Here is a 17,809-nt window from a genome sequence, read left to right as displayed (position 1 = left end):
TATAAAAGCTCACATCAAAGTATCTTTTCAAAAAGATTCTTTGTTTAAAGTAATAGCAAAATGGATTTTGATCAAGTATCTTTTTAAAAAGATACTATTTGGAAAGAAAACATGACAAAAGACCATCTGGATATGGTGTTAGAGCAATGGCAGTCTGTCAGGCCAGATTTGGATTGCTCCAATATGGGCATTGTTGGAAGAGTTCGCCGAGCGGGAGTGCTATTCGATAAGTCCTTAAAAGAACTGTTTGCTAAGCACAACCTAAGCCTTATTGAGTTTGATATTTTGGCCACACTAAGACGCAGTGACCAAGCGTTAACGCCAACAGAGCTTTATCAGACTTTAATGCTGTCCTCTGGTGCCATGAGCACTCGCATAGAACAGTTAGTTCAACAGGGATTATTGGAGCGACAAGCAAGCAACGGTGATAGAAGAAGTAACAAAGTCCAGATCACGCAAACCGGTATCGATCTCGTTGATACTTCCCTGCTGGATCACCTCGAAAATATGGACAACTTGCTCAGTGGCTTAGATAGAGGGGAGCGCGAGCAATTAGCCCATCTCTTGCGAAAAATGGGCGCGTAACTGCTAATTTGTAACCCGAACTCCATGCCGATGGTCTCCTGACCCTCGGCGCATCAAAGATTTACATTGTAAATAACGGAAGATAAATCGCATCATAACCTATGCTTGTCGCCACTAAGACAAGCAAACCCGCCATTAAACGATTAAACACGCTAAACCAAATAGGATTGTTCAACCGTTTTCCTAGAATGAGTCCCATAACCGAATAAGAAGTGGGGGCACCAAACGCCAACACACCCAGAACAAGTGACCACAACAGCGCACTGCCACCTTCGATGCCCAAAGCTGGAAACTGTATAGTAGCAACGGGCAATACTGCGACGGGTGCTTTAGGGTTTAATAGTTGCATCAGAAAACCATCGCGAAAGGTCAAGCCTTTCGGCTGAACGCTTGCTTCGACTGATACCTCAGCTTTGAACAGCTTAAGCGCGATATAGAGAATATAGCTGCACCCCGCCAGAGCCATAAATGGCGTCCACTTAGGGTTAACAATCGCTGAACCCAGTAAACTGATAGCAGAAAATAGCACCCCCATCGCAACGCCGACCCCCAAATAAAATCCGAGGTGGCTGCAGGTTTGGCGCTGCAACCCATTATTTAAGGCGATAAGATTCATGGGGCCAGGCGTGTACATGACCCCCAAAGCATAGGCGAACATTTCTATCATAAGTTTTGTTTTCTTTAGATTTAGGCGTGAAGCTGCAGTTGATATTGCTTTGGCGTCATACCCATCATCCGCTTAAATCGACGGATAAAGTGACTGCTATCGGCAAACCCAGATTCCTGAGCAGCAAGCGTAGAAGAATGACCCAACTCAAGTGAACGCTTAGCGCGATTCACGCGGCAGTTGAGCACAAATTGATGTGGTGTCATACCAAACTGCCCTCGGAAATTGCGGATAAAGTGATACTTAGACATATTGGCCGCGGCGCTGATGTCATCAACTGTAATATCTTGATGGCAATACTCTTGGATAAACGCTTTAGCCTGTAGCAAAAGGCTGTCTTTTCTCCGTGTAAATCCATCTGGTTGTTGGAGATTGCCGGCCAATCGAACCACAGACTGAGCGATTGCCAGCAAAGTCGCATCGTGATCTATCGCGGTAACATTGCCTTGGTTAGCTAATAGGCCTGAAGAGGCCAATAACTGATAACGGAGAGTGGCATCTTCAATTAAGGTTTCTGGCACTCGCGCTGCACTCATTTGATCAACGCCAAGCGAACGAAAATGCGCTTCCAGCTCACAAGGATGAACGTAGAGCATAAGGTATTCTAAGTTTTCGTTGCCGCCTGATTGGCCATCATGGGCATCGTCGGGATTGAACACCATCACGCCCCCAGGAGGACTTTTGTGAAAAGCGGTACGACAGAAAAAATCCTGTCTACCTTTTAGCGTAACACCAAACGAATACTCTTCATGTGCATGTCGGTCATAGGTAAAGTCACTCATATTAGCACTGAGCAAAGTCACACCACGACTGTGGCGACTCGCTTGATAGCTAAATTGATTTCCTTTATCCATATTCCTGACCTTTTCTGTATCAACTCAGTGATAGCTTAGGTGAAGCCCTACTAAAATACTTGAACAATATTGCGCAATTATCAGCCTAATGGCAAACGCGTTAACCTCACCTTTCGCTAAACATGACTCAACAAAGCAGAAAAGAGCCTCCCCTGAGACTCTTTAACCATGTACTCCCGGTACACTCTCAATCTTGAATTTCGCTGACAAGAAGGTCGAAGGTTGATGGGTTAACATCTTCGTCTTCTTCGATAGCGATGGCTTGATAAACTTTGTCATTTTCAACAGTAATGGATGCAGGGCCGATTGCCGCCGTTTTTGTACCAGTTGGCGTCACAGTGACGAAGTAAGTACCCGCTGCAACGTAAACTCCTTGAGTCGCATCTTTAAAGTTAAAACTAGAAATGGCTGGCGTCGCCGATGAAATATCCGTACTCGAAGTTAAATACACATCAACAGTAGACGCATCTGGCGCTCCGTGTATCACATTAAGTGTGGCACTTGTCGCAACGGGTCTGCGATAGGTTTCCACCACTAGTGCTTCAATAGTCGTGGAAGCTTTACCGACCGCAAACACTCCATAGTCTCCACCTTTCGCAAAGGTAACCGTTTCATTGATAACTGGAGATGCCGGCGTGTTGTCAGGGTATACCGTTACCGCATACGCTTTAGGCGTTAAGGTTGTAGACGTCGTGTAGCCAGTTAAACCTTTGTAATCAACGTTAGAAATTGCCTCTGAACCATCCAAGCCGACATCGACGATGTTAACATCTGAAACCAAATGCCCCACTTCGATTTCTGCCTTTTCTGACATATTAAAAATGATCGACGAACTCGAACCATCCAAAACAACCAGTTTCACCGGAGAATCGGCATTGCTGTCTTGATTTGGCACTGCTGCAATCGTTAGCTCGCTGTTAGCAGCGAGAGAAACGGTACCAGAATCAAAGGCTACCGTTTTCGTCCCAGAAAGCGTTAAGCGAATTTGGTAATCACCATTGGGAATATTTAAAACCCCTGTCGACCCCTTGTAAGCCAGCGTAGCATTAGGCTAGCACTGTTTAAATCAGCGCCGGGAGCTGTGACGTACAGGTCTACGTCTGCTACCCCAGCCGACGCGTGAACAACTTGCACATCTAAGCTAGTATTGCTTGCACTGCCTTGCTTGGGCTTGGATACCACTAAAGGTTCGACTGAAAAACTACTGCTTGAATCCGCCTCACCAACAACAAACACGGTGTACTCGTTATTGCGATCCAAAAAAATTGAAGTTGCTGGGATGACAGTAGCTGTCGCATTCCCCGGAAGTTGCACTTCAACAGCCACCGTGGCATTCCCGGCAAAAAAGCGGCTGTAACCGGAGCCCGTGCCAAAATCCACGTTTGTCCATTGACTGCTCCCATTAACTAATACATTCGCTAGAGGGGCATCTTTCGACGCATGGACAGCTTGAAGAGAGCTATTAAACTTGTCGTCATCATTACAGCCAACGAGTATTCCTGCAAACGCAACCGCCAGCACACTATTTTTGATCCACATAACCATATCCTTATCCTATTTTTTGCCCACGACTGCCGCCAAAGAGCAGTCACTAGGATGTCTTTTGATTCAAATGAGTTTTAAACAACACGCTGGCCAGCACTTCGCTCAACCACTGTTTACGCTCAAATTGAAGATGCGATCAAACTTATCTCTACTATTTTTAGTTACCCTAATTGTGACATCGCTGCCTTATAGGGGGCGATTTGAGCCCTTGTATTTACGTTTCAAAAGGATGCATCACAATGGCGATGTTAAACCCAGAAAATACCGGTCTAATTGTCGTGGACGTTCAAGGCAAATTGGCGAGCTTGGTTTCCAATAGCCAAGCAGTAATTTCAAATTGCGCGGCATTGATTCAAGGCTCACAACATTTGGATTTGCCAATAATTTGGTTGGAGCAAAATCCAGACAAGCTCGGCAGCACAGTAAAAACACTTTCAGATCTGTTGCGGTCGCAAAGCCCGATAACTAAGTACAGTTTTAACGCCTGTAATGAACCAAATTTTACACAAGCATTAAAAGAAGCAGGGAAAACGTCATGGTTAATTTGTGGAATAGAAGCGCATATATGCGTATATCAAACCGCTTTTGAACTATCGGATCAGGGTTTTGATGTCCACCTAGTGCGCGACTGTACCTCCTCAAGAGATCCAGAAAATATCACTCTGGCCATCGATAAACTACAAAATCAGAATATTGCTATAACCAGCCTAGAGATGTGTTTGTATGAACTTGTGAAAGATTGTCGCCACCCAAAATTTAAAACTATCTTAAACCTAATTCGATAACTTGTACTTCGTCGGTAGGACCCAGTTGACACCCAAAGATTAGTCGTAATTAACACTGAACTTGACGTTAATTTACCCAACTTTACCCTTTGAGATATTGTTGTTCCATTTTCTCTAGCAGATACTTTTTTACCTATAACCACGCAAAAACAAAGGTAAAAATATGCTCAGCAAACACACTCTTTCTCGGCAAACTATCGCCCTGCATTGGTTAACCGCACTCTCCTTCATCGCTATATTTGCGCTTGGGTTGTATGTGGTCGATCTCCCCCGAGGCCCTGAAAAGGGGCAGCTGATTGGATTACATAAATCTCTTGGTACAATTTTCCTTTTTCTCGCAATGATTCGAGCCATATGGCGCCTTAAAGAAGGCGCAATCTCCCCCGCAGCTATCGCACCTGTTTGGCAGCAAGTGATCGCCAAATTTGTTCAGTTCATACTACTTATTGCCACCCTAGCTATGCCAATTTCAGGTATTGCCATGAGTGTTGGTGGGGGCCGCGGCCTTGATATTTTTGGTGTAGACATTGTTTCCACCACCACAAAAACACCTTGGCTACAAGAGTTGGGCTCGACTATTCACCACTCAGCCGTGACTATCATTATGACAGTTTTAGCTCTACATATAATTGGAGCAATTAAACACCACCTAATTGATAAAGACGCCACTTTAACTCGTATGTTGGGTCGCTAGTCTGTGCCTTAATATCAAGTGGAGACTACCATAGCCAAATAGCGCATACCGATTTCGCAGCGCTGCGCCGGTAAAGCTCACCGCAAAGGCAAACGTTTTACGCAAAGGTTTGCCTTTCAGCCCTTATGCGGCTTCAAGTGTCTTAAATGGAAACTGCTGTTGTACCAATTACCACTCGCTCCTTTTTGCAATGCTCTTTAGTCTTGCTGGGAAAAGGAGTAACCCATGTTCAGATTTTTAAGTTGTAGCTTTCTTCTCGTGCTCTTGTACCCAACAGGAATCGATCTTTACCTCGTTGGTCTGCCCCAGATTGCCGCGGATTTATCCACCAGCGAAAGCCATTTGCATTTGGCGTTTTCAATCTATCTTGCTGGAATGGCAACCACCATGTTGTTTGCCGGAAAACTAGCAGATAAAGTGGGCCGAAAGCCCATTGCGATTGCTGGTGCACTAATTTTTACCCTGTTCTCGCTTTTCACTGGACAGGACAATAGCAGTGCGGAGTTTTTCCTGAATCGATTCGCTCAAGGCATCGGAGCAGGCAGTTGCTACGTCGTTGCCTTCGCGATTTTGCGCGACAGCTTAGAAGAACAGGCGAGAGCAAAAGTGATGTCTATGATAAATGGGATCACTTGTGTTGTTCCCGTCATTGCTCCCGTCATTGGACACTTAATTATGCTCCGATTTGAATGGCCAAGCCTCTTTGCTGCCATGGGTGGTATGGGGATGGTTGTCCTCGGTTTTTCCCTACTCATTTTGCGTGAAACCAAACCCAAAGCCACCCAATTAGCCACTCACATTAAATCCGATGGCAAAGCGTCTTTTTTCCAACCGTTATTTCTCAGTCGCCTTGCAATATCGTCTCTAGCGGTTGTGTGTATACTCACTTACGTTAGCACATCACCTATGGTTATGATGACCAAGCTAGGTCTAGATAGAGCGGGATACTCAACGGCAATGGCAGCGATGGCGGTGGTCAGTATGTGCACCTCTTTCTCCGCACCTGTACTTTTGAAATACTGGCCCCAACAGCGCCTTATCCTAGTGTCTCAGTTGCTACTGATAGGCGCTGGACTCACTCTCACTATTGCTGAATTGATGTCGTTACCCATAACTGTTTACTTTATTGGCTTTAGTTTTATCTGTATGGGTTTTTCTATCGGTTTTGGTGTCACCATGAGCCAAGCGCTTTCTCCTTTTTCCGCCAACGCCGGATTCGCCAGCTCCCTACTGGGGATCTCGCAGGTGTGTGCTTCCTCAGCGTATATTTGGTTGGGCGGTATTATCGATGCAAATCCTGTTGTGATGCTCTGCTCCATCTTATTGATTTCCGGTATTAGCTCATTGATTTTGCTATCATGGTCCTTACAACAACAAGAAGAACAACAATATGAAAAAATCACTGGCTCGGCTTGACCTTAACTTGCTCATCACCTTGCAGCTACTGCTGCAAGAGCGCAGTGTGTCTAAAGCGGCAAAACGTCTCAACCTCACCCCTTCGGCAGTGAGTAAAGCGCTAACTAAACTCAGAGACTGGTTTGAAGACCCCTTGTTTGTCAAAACACCTTATGGTTTATCGCCTACCAATTTAGCCATCGGTCTAGAGTCGGAGTTGGCTGAATGGTCTCGTATTGGTAGACAAATTGCCACCACTCGTGGAAACACTGCCCCGAGAGGGTTAGTGTTACAGATTGCTGTTGAGAACCCACTGGTTTTAACCTTTCTCAACGATCTAACCGTCAAAGCCCAACAAGATTTTCCTGATTCGGTAATGAAAGTACGCGACTGGGACTACGACTCACTAGACGCGCTTGTTCGAGGTGAAATTGATATCGGTTTTTCGGGACGCGAAAGCCATCCTAGATCGAAGGAATCGATCAATGAACTGCCCTATTTTATTGACCACGAAATCCTATTTGCCGATATTCCTTTGGTTTATCTCAGGGATGACCATCCTGCGCTAGAAGAAGAGTGGAACTTAGAAACCTATCTTAAGTATCGCCACATCAATATTGTGTGGGAAAAAAGAGAAACTTGGGCATTAGACGACATACTAGCTGAACAAGGGATCGCGCGAAAAATTGGTATGACCGCATCTGGATTCGATCAATCGCTTTTTATTGCCTCCCAACCGGGTCATACTTTGATGACAACCGCTCCGAGATACAGTCGCTTACTTGCTGCCGATTATCACAGCCGTTTGGTGACACGACCTATTCCGGTATCCAGTGAGGAAGAGCACAAACTCACCACGCCTTTCACCCTTATGTGGCACAAAAGAAATGCTCACAATCCAAAAGTAAAATGGCTAAGAGATACCATTAAAGCGCTAATCCAAAAAAATATTGAAGACAACAGCTGAGTCTTTGCTTCTTACAATCAAACCCAAAATACAAAGGCTACCTAGGTAGCCTTTGACTTAAAACCAACGACAGTTAGTGCCCGTTTAACCAACTCATATCAAGGCACTAATCTTGTCTATTTCATCTCGCCACTGTTGTTGTAACTGCGGCTTTTGATGTTTTGCTTTTCGATTTAAATCTTCTTCTAAAAGTCCTTCAAGAAGGATTAAACGCTCTAGCAACTGTTCCTCTTCTGACAAAGGTTCAGCCGTTAATGATGTATCGACTCCTGTCTGTTCCCCACTGATAGAAATGGAGGTTGGTTGCTCATTAATCTTGTCATACACCTCTTCGACAGATAGATATTCAGTCAGAACTCCACCCTCAATAAACCAAAATCGGTTACAACTTTGTTCTATTAAGTTTCGATCATGGCTAACGACAAGCGTTGCCCCTTCAAAGTCATTTAGCGTATCGATCAGTTCCTCTTTGCCTTCCATATCTAAGTGGTTGGTTGGCTCATCCAGAAACAGCATATGATGCTTCGCTAAGGTTAAGCCAACAAAGAGTAACCTCGCTCGTTCCCCGCCACTTAGCGTTTCCACCTTCTGATCGTGAATGGAATACTCGAAGCCCGCGCTAATTAAAGAGCGTTTGCAGGTTTCATCATTCATGGCGGCAAACTTACTCAATGCCTGAGCTAATGTATCACTGTCACTAAGTTGATTAAGCGATTGATCGTAATAGCCCAGTCGACAGCGCTGGTGAAAAGTAATCTCGTCTTGGCTATTCGCCGTCGTTGAATCTTCTCGATTGAGGAAAGCTCGATAGAGCAGGTTTAACAGTGTTGATTTACCGCAGCCGTTACTGCCCAACACCGCAACGCGGTCACCACTTTTTATTCGCACTTCCGCCATAGTAAAAAGCGTCGTTGAACTACGCGGAGGTTTGACAGCAAAAGGGATCACTTCAACCAAACGGTTCGCTGGCAGGGCGTCACCTTTGAGCTTCAGTTGCCAAGGAGAGAGGCGGCTTAGTTCCGTTTGCTCATCTTCGAGTCGCTCTTTTCTAGCAAAAATAGTCTTCGCTTTACGAGCCAAGCTATCATTGTCATAAACCTTGCCCCACTCAGCCATTCGCTTAGCACTTTTTTCTAAGCGATCTATCTCTTTTTGCTCGCTAAAATGACGTACCCTATCCTGCTCGTCTTTTTCTTTTAGTGCAGCGCGCGCCGACGAACAAGGTAAAGCAAAGTGGTTAAGAGATTGGTTGCGCAAAACCCAAGTAGTATTAGTCACGGCATCTAACAAAGCTTGGTCATGAGAGACCAGAATAAAAGAGCCTTTCCATTGCAGTAAGAACTGTTCAAGCCAAATCAGCGAAGGTAAATCCAAATGGTTACTAGGCTCGTCTAACAGCAGTAAGTCCGGTTGACCAATAATTGCCCTTGCTAGTAGCAAACGCATTTGCTGACCACCACTGCAATTGGAAACCGGCATTTGCCACTCAGAATGAGAAAATCCAAGCTCTGATAGCAAGAGTTCAGCGCGCCACTGTTCACCATCGGCGAGTTTCTCTGTTAATGCCGCTAAGATTGACAGGGATTGCAATTGCTGAGGGATGTGTTGTTCCACATAGCTCATCAGGCAATGTTTAGCCTTTGCGATTGTGCCTTCATTGGGTTCAAATTGTCCGTCTAACAGTTTAAGCAGGGAGCTTTTACCACAACCGTTATGACCGATAAGACCAATTTTATCACCGCGATTAACCGTAAAGCTTAACGATTTAAACAGTGCTGCAGATGAATGTGAAAGTGTTAGTGATTGTGCAGTTAAAAAAGTACTCATAATTATCTCAAGAATTTTGGGCGCAAAAGGCCGTTGTCAGAGTTGACAATAATTCTTCGAGCTTGAGGATTAGTACTCGATTGACGCTATACGTCGGTGGGTAATGGTTCGCTCAAGTCGAGATTATCGCAACGCGATATCAATAACTCTTGAGCGAGCATTAATGCCAAACAAACGTGGGTTGATTGAACACCACATAGACATTAGTTCCTCCTTAAATATTTGTTATGAATGAAAAAAACATTCTTAGTTAATCAATGTACGCATTCTATCGTCACCCTCTGTAATGTAAAGGCGTTTACTTGAGAAAAATGTAAGCAGCCTATTTCATTTACTTTGAACAATCGCCATCAATATTCTTTGCCGAATCAGTTGAAAACAAAACCTTCCACTAGAGAACAAAAAAAGCCTAAAACCCCCAAATAAGAAACTATACTCATATTGGGGATGCATATCAGTTGCTAGGAAAGAAGATGAGTGAAATCTATAGATTGGTGATCGTTAAGTCTTCTGGTGAAAAAGACATCATTGAATTTACAGACCTTAAAGTGGCTCAGCAGATTATGGCGGGTTGTCGCACCAGTATTAAAGACTTTGAAAGCGCGTTTATTGGCGGGGCTTGTGGAAAAATTTATGACGCTACATTTCCACTCACGCTCACTGAAGCAACCAGCGAAGCCAGTCACTGAAAACAGGAGCGCGACAATGACAGAATGGAATAAAGATGCAAAATTAAGAACCCAGTTAGGGACTCACTTTCATATCACAGACCGTTTTGTTCATGTATTCGGCGGAGGAATTTCGGTTTTCCTTCATCCAGAACAAGTTGAGTTAAATAGAGGCGAACGTGAGGGAAGCGAACCACATTGGTTTGCTCAGTACCATCTTGATCACGATGATCCTAACACAGTCGTTCAAGTTACGTTGACGGAAAACGAAGCCTTAGATATATCTCAGGCACTCGGTGTTCAAGTGAAGCGTTTTCCCTCATTAGAAAACAATATTACGATTAATTAATTGCCCATCGCGGCTGCAATGCCGCTTTGCTTATACACCGTCCCACTTAGGCATCTCTTGTCTGGAGTAGAACTATTTCGCCTTAGGCGTATTCCAGTTTAGTGACTTAGTAAAATACTCACCGGAGTTTTCTGAACACAAGTTCAACTGTTTGTTGATAAGGTTTATTTTCATCCAATCCGCAGTTTCATAGGCTTCCATAAGCGTTAACACTACGCCTAGCGCCCCTTGTTTGTTTAATATCGCGGCCCTAACACTGTTGTCTATTTTGATGGAGCTAAAGATAGTATCAAAGCTCACTTTAAACATTGAATCCAGCAGAGAAAACAAGCCAACAATATAGGCATCCGAACGGCTTAAACTCAGCTCTTTTGCCACAAGGCTACAGAAACAAGCTCGTTGCAGAGACATCTGATAGATGGGCTCAGGCGCTGAGTTCTTATCCGAAGAGAGTGCTACAAGAGAGACAAACATACGGATCTTATCCGAACCAAGATACGCAAGTGCTTGTCGAAAAGAGCGAATAGGATTGCTGATATTGGTGGAGTTAACATATCTAAACAACTTGTAAGAGAGGCCGACATCGTTAGCAAACACTTCTTCCAGCTTCTTAATATCAATTTCTTGTTTTGATACTTCTTTACAAAGATTAAGAATCGATACTTGGGATGTACTAATCGTTTTTTGTTCAACCAACTCCGGTTTGGCAAAGTAGTAGCCCTGAAAGTAGTCAAAACCAATCTCTTTACAGTTGAGAAAGTCTTCTTGAGTTTCTACTCTTTCAGCAACAAACTGGATTTTACTTTTGTCCAATTTCTTAATTAACACCGCGACTTTGGCCAAAGGCACGGTAGAGATATCGAACTTAATAATATCGATATAAGGTAAGAACGAGCGCCACTCTGGTGAAGGCACAAAATCGTCAAGTGCAATCTTATAACCCAACCTTTTCAGCTTTTTCACTGATTGTAGAAGCTCATCGGTTGGAGGGCAGTCTTCTAGGATCTCTACCACAATTTTACTTTTAGGCATCAGTGCAGGAACCATCTTTACGATGCTTTTATATGGAAAATTTACAAAGCCCACCTTGTCTTGCAGTATGCTGTCGTAACTGTCGTTCTTGAAATAGACGCCTAAAAGCACCTTTGACGTAGCTTTATCAGGATCAATATCGGGAAACGCATTGTTTTTACCCTCTCTGAACAGCAGCTCGTAACCGATTAGTTTTTCTTCACAATCAACTATTGGCTGCCTAGCAACAAACGACTTTTCCATATACAACTCTTTGCTTTTTAGAAACGAAACCACGCTTTTTCATCTCAATGCACAAATGTCGTTAAACACATATGCTTACACCAAGATGTAAAAAGCGCGCCATTCTGCAACAAATAGTCATATACGTTAATAACAATGATACAAATTGTTACCATTATCATTGCTGTAGATGGATAATTCTTAAATTGTGCGTTTAATCACCAACTATTAGTATGTTATCCTGCTATGTAATCGATTACAAAAAGTAAATATAAATTCTTTTGTAAAATTAGTACTGTGCGAAAACCAAAACATTACTTGCTTTTTTTGCTTATCATCATCCGTTTTAGTAGGCCGTCTTTCAAAATAAACTGATGATAAAAAGCGGCCAATATATGAAGGGCGGAAGCCACAACTAAAGCTTGAGTCAATGCTCCATGCACTTGATGGGAAAGTATTAAAGAAAGGTTATTTGGCATGGTTGCTTCTTGCTCTACGATGGTGAAAATATCAACTTCCAAAGCCATCACAACCCCACTGATAACAACGCCAAATACTAAAACGTATAAGAGGGTGTGGTATGCGCTTGCCAAGGTAATTAACATTGACGGCTGTTTCTCTTTTGGTACGCGGTTTGCTCCACGCCTTTTAAGCAATAGTCGAGCAGCAAAAGCCAACCCCATGATAAGCCCTGCTGACATATGTACCACTAGGCGATCAACTTTCAAATCAAGCTCGTTCGATAGTGAAGCGATGTCGTTACCCATAAATAGTGCAACAAACACAAACAGCGCCAACACCCAATGCAGTACTATTAAAGTGGAAGAGTAGCTTTTCATACGATTCCCCATGTTGATAAGTTACTTTGTCACCGACAGAACGTAGTCAATCGCGGCATTTATCTCTGAATCAGAACATTTTTTGCATCCGCCTTTCGGTTTGTGATCGTTCAATCCCTGCATAACGACCTGTCGCATTTCCTCTTCATTTTTGCTTGCGTGAAAGGACTGCCACTCCTCCCTCTCATTCACATTAGGCGCACCGGTAACCATTCCCTTAAATCCACCGCTATGACAGGAACTACAAACTTTTTCAAACGCGGCTTCTCCAGCCATTGCCGATAAACTTAAAAAGCCAACGACTAAGGCGAATACTGCTGCCCTAACTTCTACTACTCTCATGCTATTACCTTTCTTGTTGGCGTAAATTTGCGCCCGTCTTTAATGTTCAAAACCATTAGTACAAGATTAAACAGACCCGCTGTTAGCTCTAGTACTTGGACCATATAAAACCTTGTGTTAAAAGCCTCCGCTGCAGCCCATTCATTTAAAAAGTAAGCCGCAGGAATAAGAACAAAAATCCCGTTGAGCGCCACAAATGGCATGCGTTTTTTCTTTGCTTCTATCACTCTACCGCGGCGTTTCCCCGCCAACATAAAGCCCGTTGCTCCAGTAGCAGCAACCGCAGGGATGAGAATGAAAAGGCCGGGAAAAACGATCAGAGACTTCACTGTTTTTATCCACTCTACAGAACCACTGAGTTCAGCCAGTAAAGAAGAAAAGAAAAACATCGCGATACAGGCGGTCGCAACAAAAGAAGCAGAACGATGTATTAATTGTTTCAAAATTTCACCCTATCAAGTAACATTGACAATATGTTGTCAATTTAGATCATTTGACAATATGTTGTCAAATTGAAAAAGAGGATTTCTAATGGAAACAAATGGAGAGATATTCACCAAAATAGTGCTAGAGACCTTTAAGGTCAGTGGTTTGTTCAACAATGAAGGCGACCGAATGTCGGAAGAATTTAATCTCAGCAGCGCTCGATGGAAAATTTTAGGAGCAATAGAAAAGTCAGATGAGCTACTGACCGTTCCTGAAATTGGCAGAGCCATGGGACAAAGCCGACAGGCTAGCCAGAGAATTGTTGATGTGATGTCAAAAGACGGATTAGTGGAATTTATCGAAAACCCTAGCCACAAAAGAGCGAAACACGTTGTCCTAACCAAAGAGGGCAAGCGAATTTATGATCTGTTAGACGACAAGCAAGCATTGTGGGCAGCCAAAGCGGCCAAAGAGTTAAGCCGAGAAGAGTTAGATATCACCTTAAATACCATTAGTAAGATAGCGCGCTATTTTGACAAGTAGAGCGTAAACAACACAGAGGTACGTGCTGGAGGCAACTCGTCTTCAGCCTATTTCGATGGCAACGCCTCTATTTGCAATAGTGACGCAGCAGCGCAGATCTTAACGCACCACCCATATCTAAGTTATTGATTTAATGTTGTCTCAAAAATTGAAAAGCCTCATTATAGAACCATAAATCACCGACCATCGCGATTTGCAAGGCGTTGGTTCGCAGCTATCAGTGGAGTATGGATGTTTACAGGTATAGTGCAGGCAGTTGCAGAAATTGTTGACGTGACAGACCAGAGAGGGATTAGAACTTTTGTCATCGATTTTCCTAAAGGGTTTTGTAATGATCTAGAAATTGGGGCAAGCATTGCTATTGACGGAGTGTGCCTGACTGTCACGGAAATAGAGTCAGATGTTCGCGTAAAGTTTGACGTTATGTTGCAAAGCCTCTTGATCACAACCCTGAGTAAGTACGGCTCATCCCAATTAGTTAACGCTGAGAGAGCGGCAAAAGATGGGGCAGAAATTGGTGGTCACCCACTATCTGGTCATGTGGACTTTAATACCGCTATCCTCGAAGTAACGCAAATTGAGGATAACTATTGTGTTCGCTTAGCTCTCCCTGACACTTGGAAAAGATACGTTTTCCCTAAAGGTTATATCGCTCTTAATGGTGCGAGCCTAACCGTAGCTGAGGTAGATAAACACGAAGGGTGGTTCGAAGTTTGGCTTATTCCTGAAACACGCAGAATGACGGTTTTCGAATCAAAAGCCCGTGGCGACTTTATAAACATAGAAATCGAGCGTGGTACCCAAGTTGTCGTTGACACGGTTCGAGATACGTTAAACGAAAACCTAGGTCAATTATTGCCATTGTTTGAAAAGCTACTTTTAGAGCAAGGTGTTGATTTAGATTCATTAGGTTATAAACCTCAGGCACTTGGGGCTCCGAAGAACCCAAAAAACTGATCTACACCACCACAACTAGCCACCAAGCTAAACGACTTTCACGTGCCCATACTTATTCTATTGCCGCCTCTGTGCGGTTGGATGGGTAAGATCGAGAAGCAGTGCTTCTCACGACGTCCTTGGTGGCAAAAGTGCCGCCATCAGCTCGCTTAGTGATAGATACCCAACTAAAAATATCGGTTGTAATAAACCCCTACCAACTTGTCATGGCTTTTCTCGATACTTATGCGAATGTCCGCTTCATTGCTGATATGAAAGCGTGAATCCCCATATAGGTGGTAATCCCAACCACTACCATTTAAATCAAGTGAAGGCACTATTCTCAGATGTGTTTTCCAGTGCTCCGGCCAGCTATAGAGTACTCCAAGTGGAAACTTTATTGCGGAATCATCAAGGTAGGCAAAATCGACCTGTCCGCCGATCATGCTATAGACAGTAAGGCTATTAGATCTGCGGGCTGCTAGGCCTAAATAGCCCTTGAAATATGGGCGGTAGCACTCATCATTATCGCATTTGAACTGTTCAAGTGAGAGAGCGAATTGCCATGCTAAGCGATCGTTTTCAAACAAGTCCACATCATTAGTGTTAAGCGAAGCAACGTTAAGAAAATCCAGCTTTTTAAGGCGTAGCTTATCTTTCGTAATGTGTAATTCAGTGTCCATAACCGTAAGCGAGGAATCTTTCAGTCGTGCCGCATCAATTGACAAAAAATCATAATAAGCACCAAATCCCCTTAGGCTGACATAGCCACCGTAATCGTCGCTATAGCCAGACCCTATACCAAGATTTATCGGCAGCTGAGACAAGTGAGGAGGTTTAGCTTCACTCTTCGGCCAATCCACATTAAAGCTGTTCAACTTTAGTCTCGCCAGCAACAACTTACGCTTTTGTTCCTTGTAGTTGTTTTTAGTTTCATCTGTGGTCACTACCAACAACTCAGTGTACTCAGTTAACACATCGAGAACCTTGGCTTTTTCATACTCAGAGAAATCACCAGATTGCATAAATGACTCAAGTTCAGAAAGATCTTTAGCGATGGAGAGGGCTTGCTGCTTTTCGTCATCACTGAGGGCGAGGTACTTGTTTTGAATACGACTATATTTGGATTGACGTTGGTTGACCTTTTTAACTAAAGGTTGTCCATGATGAAGAACGTTCGGAATAACATGGAATATATCGATGGGCATGTCCCATGGCTGAATTCCAGTGTCGAGGGGCTGATCAAGCACAATGTTCAAAATGTCTTTAAACGCGGTAGAACAGTTATCGCTTAGGAAGTAATAATTGAAATCGACATCCTGTAGCTCAAACAGATGGGCCTGTATCAACGCCACTTCTTGGTTGGTGAGGCTAAGTTCATACTCCCATAACTCACGCTGCTCATTCTCGGCATAATTGCCAGTATGGAGATAGTAAGTGGCCGTGGTGTAAGTGGCAGTGTAGCCACCAAATATACCGTATAAAACATACTTAACAGGGTTGTCATCAGGGTGCGCATTCGCCCCGAAGTTAATTCCAGTATCAAGCAGTTCGATATCCGACTTGTTGTCGCCCTGACGGTTAAATTTCATCATCAGATGACCAAAAAAAGAGGCAGGGTTTCCAAGATACCCAGTGACATAAACAAGGCTGACCGACTCAGTTTTGCTGTGCTGAATCCACTGTTGATACTCTTCACAATCTTGTAATGACAGCGCTAAATCAGAGCCGAAGTTCTCTTTAACCCAGAGGTAACGCGCAGGATAGCGGCAATGCGCCATTGTCGATGGGGAAGTAAAAGCGCTGAGTGTGGCAATCAATTCTGCTTCTGCATCAAAGCTGCCGTTTTCTGAAAGGAAAAATTCCGAACTGGAGATAGTACTGCTGCCATTTTTAAAATGCAGCAATTTGGACCACTGATCCCACTGTTGCGCACTCAGTGCATCGGAACCAGAGGCTGGCCAAGAATACAAAAGCACTACAAAGAGCAATACGCCCAAACAAGATGACACGCCACAACGCATCACCTGTTTGCTAATGCGGGTTAAGACACCAAGCACTGCTGTAAAGCATGTTTAGCCACAATTCGGTAATAGCTATCGGCCTTTTCATGATGAGGCATATCAGCATAGTTTTCATTGGCCAGCACTTTTGCAAAGTCACTTCTAATGCCTTGACGAACTACCTGTTGCTCTTGTTGACCACATTCAAGGATGTTCAGCATTGCAATCATATGCTCACCGCCGCCTTGTACCGTCTCTTGTTCCAGTTCTGGATAGGTTCTGTCAATAAACTGCGCGGCCGCATAAAATGGGCCTGAGCACGCACCGGGGGTCGAATAATAAGAGATAGATGCGGTAGTACCTAAATCCCATGTCACGTTGGTGGTGACAGCAAGCCAACCATTCACGTAACCATTAGCAACCCAATGCCCTAAACCACACCCCTTATAGATACCATCTAGAGAAGCATTGGCATGCGGTAAATAAGCAAAAGTTATTAAAAGTAAAGCGAAAATCCTGTTTTTCACAATAGAGTCCCTTGTTCAAACTTTTTAGATTAGAGCAAATTAATAATCCATCACGTGCTTTAAACTTTAGAAGTAAATGAGAAAAAGTAAAAAGAAACTTATTTAAGGCGAGTCATTGATCTTACATTAGAAATTTCTAGGGCGCGGGTAATCTGGACTGAGCCTGCTCTGTCTGACCCCAACGACATCGCTCAATACATCGCACTTGATACATTGAGGCTGCAAAACAGCTGACTTAAACGATCTGCTCAAGAGTTGAATGGCTAAAGAACGTCGTTCAATCGGGTCGTATTCCTCCAAAATTTGGGCACTTGCGTTATCGCGTAGTTGTAGTTAACCCGTGCAGTATTTTTTATAAACAAGACGGTGACAAGGTATATTTTTTGTTTGGCGGGTCGAAAGAGATTTGTGTAAATTCCTGTTGAGTCAGTAACAAGTTTTGGTAACACGTGACCACTTTTCCTATTTATCGCAAGTTGATTAGATAAATTCCGTTAAACAATTTTTACCAATAACTACGTGGTTTGAATTCTTACTCATGGCATTTTCTGGCTCGGAAATGCACCGAAATCGGGCTCCGCGAGTAAAACTTACATTATTTTT

At 43.6% G+C, this 17,809-nt stretch carries 18 protein-coding genes and 2 pseudogenes; 10 read left to right on the top strand and 10 right to left on the bottom strand.

Going from position 1 to position 17,809, the window contains the following annotated elements:
* Positions 1 to 111: 111 nt before the first annotated feature.
* Positions 112 to 585: a MarR family winged helix-turn-helix transcriptional regulator gene (locus tag BLO31_RS07190; protein WP_070963965.1), complete on the top strand. Its 474-nt coding sequence runs from the start codon at positions 112 to 114 to the stop codon at positions 583 to 585.
* Positions 586 to 646: 61 nt separating this feature from the next.
* Here the strand turns inward: BLO31_RS07190 and BLO31_RS07185 are convergent, their stop codons facing one another.
* The 3 genes and pseudogenes from BLO31_RS07185 to BLO31_RS25020 all read right to left on the bottom strand — a co-directional run bounded on the left by BLO31_RS07185 (position 647) and on the right by BLO31_RS25020 (position 3,651).
* Positions 647 to 1,252, bottom strand: coding sequence for a LysE family translocator (locus BLO31_RS07185; RefSeq protein WP_070963963.1), 606 nt, complete (start codon positions 1,250 to 1,252; stop codon positions 647 to 649).
* 20 nt (positions 1,253 to 1,272) lie between these two features.
* Complete coding sequence (locus BLO31_RS07180) at positions 1,273 to 2,106, bottom strand: AraC family transcriptional regulator (RefSeq protein WP_070963961.1); 834 nt, start codon at positions 2,104 to 2,106, stop codon at positions 1,273 to 1,275.
* A gap of 187 nt (positions 2,107 to 2,293) precedes the next feature.
* A pseudogene (locus tag BLO31_RS25020) lies at positions 2,294 to 3,651 on the bottom strand (DUF4397 domain-containing protein).
* A gap of 245 nt (positions 3,652 to 3,896) precedes the next feature.
* On the opposite strand from BLO31_RS25020, the gene BLO31_RS07170 reads away from it, so the two are divergent.
* The 4 genes from BLO31_RS07170 (at position 3,897) to yidZ (ending at position 7,492) form a co-directional block, all read left to right on the top strand.
* Positions 3,897 to 4,436 (top strand): hydrolase, encoded by a 540-nt coding sequence (locus tag BLO31_RS07170; protein ID WP_070964469.1) that lies wholly within the window; start codon positions 3,897 to 3,899, stop codon positions 4,434 to 4,436.
* Between the two features lie 163 nt (positions 4,437 to 4,599).
* Entirely contained in the window at positions 4,600 to 5,130 is a 531-nt protein-coding gene (locus BLO31_RS07165; protein ID WP_070963959.1) for a cytochrome b, read from the top strand.
* A gap of 225 nt (positions 5,131 to 5,355) precedes the next feature.
* Positions 5,356 to 6,546 (top strand): MFS transporter, encoded by a 1,191-nt coding sequence (locus BLO31_RS07160; protein WP_070963956.1) that lies wholly within the window; start codon positions 5,356 to 5,358, stop codon positions 6,544 to 6,546.
* On the top strand, positions 6,521 to 7,492 hold the full coding sequence (gene yidZ / locus BLO31_RS07155; protein ID WP_070963954.1) for an HTH-type transcriptional regulator YidZ: 972 nt from the start codon (positions 6,521 to 6,523) through the stop codon (positions 7,490 to 7,492). Before BLO31_RS07160 ends, yidZ begins: the two co-directional genes overlap by 26 nt.
* Positions 7,493 to 7,585: 93 nt before the next feature.
* Here yidZ and BLO31_RS07150 read toward each other — a convergent pair whose 3' ends face one another.
* Positions 7,586 to 9,319, bottom strand: a complete 1,734-nt coding sequence (locus BLO31_RS07150) for an ABC-F family ATP-binding cassette domain-containing protein (RefSeq protein ID WP_070963952.1) — start codon at positions 9,317 to 9,319, stop codon at positions 7,586 to 7,588.
* Between the two features lie 473 nt (positions 9,320 to 9,792).
* Here BLO31_RS07150 and BLO31_RS07145 point away from each other — a divergent pair, with 473 nt between their 5' ends.
* Positions 9,793 to 10,008, top strand: coding sequence for a hypothetical protein (locus BLO31_RS07145; RefSeq protein ID WP_070963949.1), 216 nt, complete (start codon positions 9,793 to 9,795; stop codon positions 10,006 to 10,008).
* Between the two features lie 16 nt (positions 10,009 to 10,024).
* Positions 10,025 to 10,336 (top strand): hypothetical protein, encoded by a 312-nt coding sequence (locus tag BLO31_RS07140; RefSeq protein ID WP_070963947.1) that lies wholly within the window; start codon positions 10,025 to 10,027, stop codon positions 10,334 to 10,336.
* 72 nt (positions 10,337 to 10,408) lie between these two features.
* On the opposite strand, the gene BLO31_RS07135 is transcribed toward BLO31_RS07140, so the two are convergent.
* The 4 genes from BLO31_RS07135 to BLO31_RS07120 all read right to left on the bottom strand — a co-directional run bounded on the left by BLO31_RS07135 (position 10,409) and on the right by BLO31_RS07120 (position 13,214).
* On the bottom strand, positions 10,409 to 11,611 hold the full coding sequence (locus tag BLO31_RS07135; RefSeq protein ID WP_070963945.1) for an EAL and HDOD domain-containing protein: 1,203 nt from the start codon (positions 11,609 to 11,611) through the stop codon (positions 10,409 to 10,411).
* Positions 11,612 to 11,904: 293 nt separating this feature from the next.
* Positions 11,905 to 12,429, bottom strand: coding sequence for a cytochrome b (locus BLO31_RS07130; RefSeq protein WP_070963943.1), 525 nt, complete (start codon positions 12,427 to 12,429; stop codon positions 11,905 to 11,907).
* Positions 12,430 to 12,450: 21 nt separating this feature from the next.
* Positions 12,451 to 12,771: a c-type cytochrome gene (locus BLO31_RS07125; protein ID WP_070963941.1), complete on the bottom strand. Its 321-nt coding sequence runs from the start codon at positions 12,769 to 12,771 to the stop codon at positions 12,451 to 12,453.
* Complete coding sequence (locus tag BLO31_RS07120; protein ID WP_070963939.1) at positions 12,768 to 13,214, bottom strand: hypothetical protein; 447 nt, start codon at positions 13,212 to 13,214, stop codon at positions 12,768 to 12,770. The genes BLO31_RS07125 and BLO31_RS07120 overlap by 4 nt, the downstream gene beginning before the upstream one ends.
* A gap of 88 nt (positions 13,215 to 13,302) precedes the next feature.
* Here BLO31_RS07120 and BLO31_RS07115 point away from each other — a divergent pair, with 88 nt between their 5' ends.
* Together BLO31_RS07115 and BLO31_RS07110 are read left to right on the top strand one after the other, a co-directional pair.
* Positions 13,303 to 13,740 (top strand): MarR family winged helix-turn-helix transcriptional regulator, encoded by a 438-nt coding sequence (locus BLO31_RS07115; protein WP_070963937.1) that lies wholly within the window; start codon positions 13,303 to 13,305, stop codon positions 13,738 to 13,740.
* A 231-nt stretch (positions 13,741 to 13,971) separates the two neighbouring features.
* Positions 13,972 to 14,697 carry a riboflavin synthase gene (locus BLO31_RS07110; protein ID WP_070963935.1) on the top strand — a complete coding sequence of 242 codons (726 nt, stop codon included), beginning with the start codon at positions 13,972 to 13,974 and terminating at the stop codon, positions 14,695 to 14,697.
* A gap of 167 nt (positions 14,698 to 14,864) precedes the next feature.
* Here BLO31_RS07110 and BLO31_RS07105 read toward each other — a convergent pair whose 3' ends face one another.
* Entirely contained in the window at positions 14,865 to 16,736 is a 1,872-nt protein-coding gene (locus BLO31_RS07105; protein ID WP_139158954.1) for an Lnb N-terminal periplasmic domain-containing protein, read from the bottom strand.
* Positions 16,721 to 17,206, bottom strand: coding sequence for a DUF3015 family protein (locus BLO31_RS07100; protein WP_175443181.1), 486 nt, complete (start codon positions 17,204 to 17,206; stop codon positions 16,721 to 16,723). Before BLO31_RS07100 ends, BLO31_RS07105 begins: the two co-directional genes overlap by 16 nt.
* Before the next feature lie 132 nt (positions 17,207 to 17,338).
* On the opposite strand from BLO31_RS07100, the pseudogene BLO31_RS23015 reads away from it, so the two are divergent.
* Positions 17,339 to 17,639, top strand: a pseudogene (locus BLO31_RS23015) (type II toxin-antitoxin system RelE/ParE family toxin).
* Positions 17,640 to 17,809 lie beyond the last annotated feature (170 nt).

Origin of the sequence: Vibrio sonorensis (assembly GCF_001854765.1) — a bacterium.
Classification (GTDB): Bacteria; Pseudomonadota; Gammaproteobacteria; order Enterobacterales; family Vibrionaceae; genus Vibrio; species Vibrio sonorensis.
The sequence above is the reverse complement of the archived record's forward strand: the minus strand, read 5'-3'. Positions and strand labels throughout refer to the sequence as shown.

What these genes read in the sequence shown, in the direction of transcription:
- BLO31_RS07185 (WP_070963963.1), bottom strand. Translation starts at nt 1,252, where the DNA reads ATGATAGAAATGTTCGCCTATGCTTTGGGGGTCATGTACACGCCTGGC.
- BLO31_RS07110 (WP_070963935.1), top strand. Translation starts at nt 13,972, where the DNA reads ATGTTTACAGGTATAGTGCAGGCAGTTGCAGAAATTGTTGACGTGACA.
- BLO31_RS07115 (WP_070963937.1), top strand. Translation starts at nt 13,303, where the DNA reads ATGGAAACAAATGGAGAGATATTCACCAAAATAGTGCTAGAGACCTTT.
- BLO31_RS07140 (WP_070963947.1), top strand. Translation starts at nt 10,025, where the DNA reads ATGACAGAATGGAATAAAGATGCAAAATTAAGAACCCAGTTAGGGACT.
- BLO31_RS07190 (WP_070963965.1), top strand. Translation starts at nt 112, where the DNA reads ATGACAAAAGACCATCTGGATATGGTGTTAGAGCAATGGCAGTCTGTC.
- BLO31_RS07145 (WP_070963949.1), top strand. Translation starts at nt 9,793, where the DNA reads ATGAGTGAAATCTATAGATTGGTGATCGTTAAGTCTTCTGGTGAAAAA.
- BLO31_RS07150 (WP_070963952.1), bottom strand. Translation starts at nt 9,319, where the DNA reads ATGAGTACTTTTTTAACTGCACAATCACTAACACTTTCACATTCATCT.
- BLO31_RS07135 (WP_070963945.1), bottom strand. Translation starts at nt 11,611, where the DNA reads ATGGAAAAGTCGTTTGTTGCTAGGCAGCCAATAGTTGATTGTGAAGAA.
- BLO31_RS07160 (WP_070963956.1), top strand. Translation starts at nt 5,356, where the DNA reads ATGTTCAGATTTTTAAGTTGTAGCTTTCTTCTCGTGCTCTTGTACCCA.
- BLO31_RS07180 (WP_070963961.1), bottom strand. Translation starts at nt 2,106, where the DNA reads ATGGATAAAGGAAATCAATTTAGCTATCAAGCGAGTCGCCACAGTCGT.
- BLO31_RS07125 (WP_070963941.1), bottom strand. Translation starts at nt 12,771, where the DNA reads ATGAGAGTAGTAGAAGTTAGGGCAGCAGTATTCGCCTTAGTCGTTGGC.
- BLO31_RS07130 (WP_070963943.1), bottom strand. Translation starts at nt 12,429, where the DNA reads ATGAAAAGCTACTCTTCCACTTTAATAGTACTGCATTGGGTGTTGGCG.
- BLO31_RS07170 (WP_070964469.1), top strand. Translation starts at nt 3,897, where the DNA reads ATGTTAAACCCAGAAAATACCGGTCTAATTGTCGTGGACGTTCAAGGC.
- yidZ (WP_070963954.1), top strand. Translation starts at nt 6,521, where the DNA reads ATGAAAAAATCACTGGCTCGGCTTGACCTTAACTTGCTCATCACCTTG.
- BLO31_RS07165 (WP_070963959.1), top strand. Translation starts at nt 4,600, where the DNA reads ATGCTCAGCAAACACACTCTTTCTCGGCAAACTATCGCCCTGCATTGG.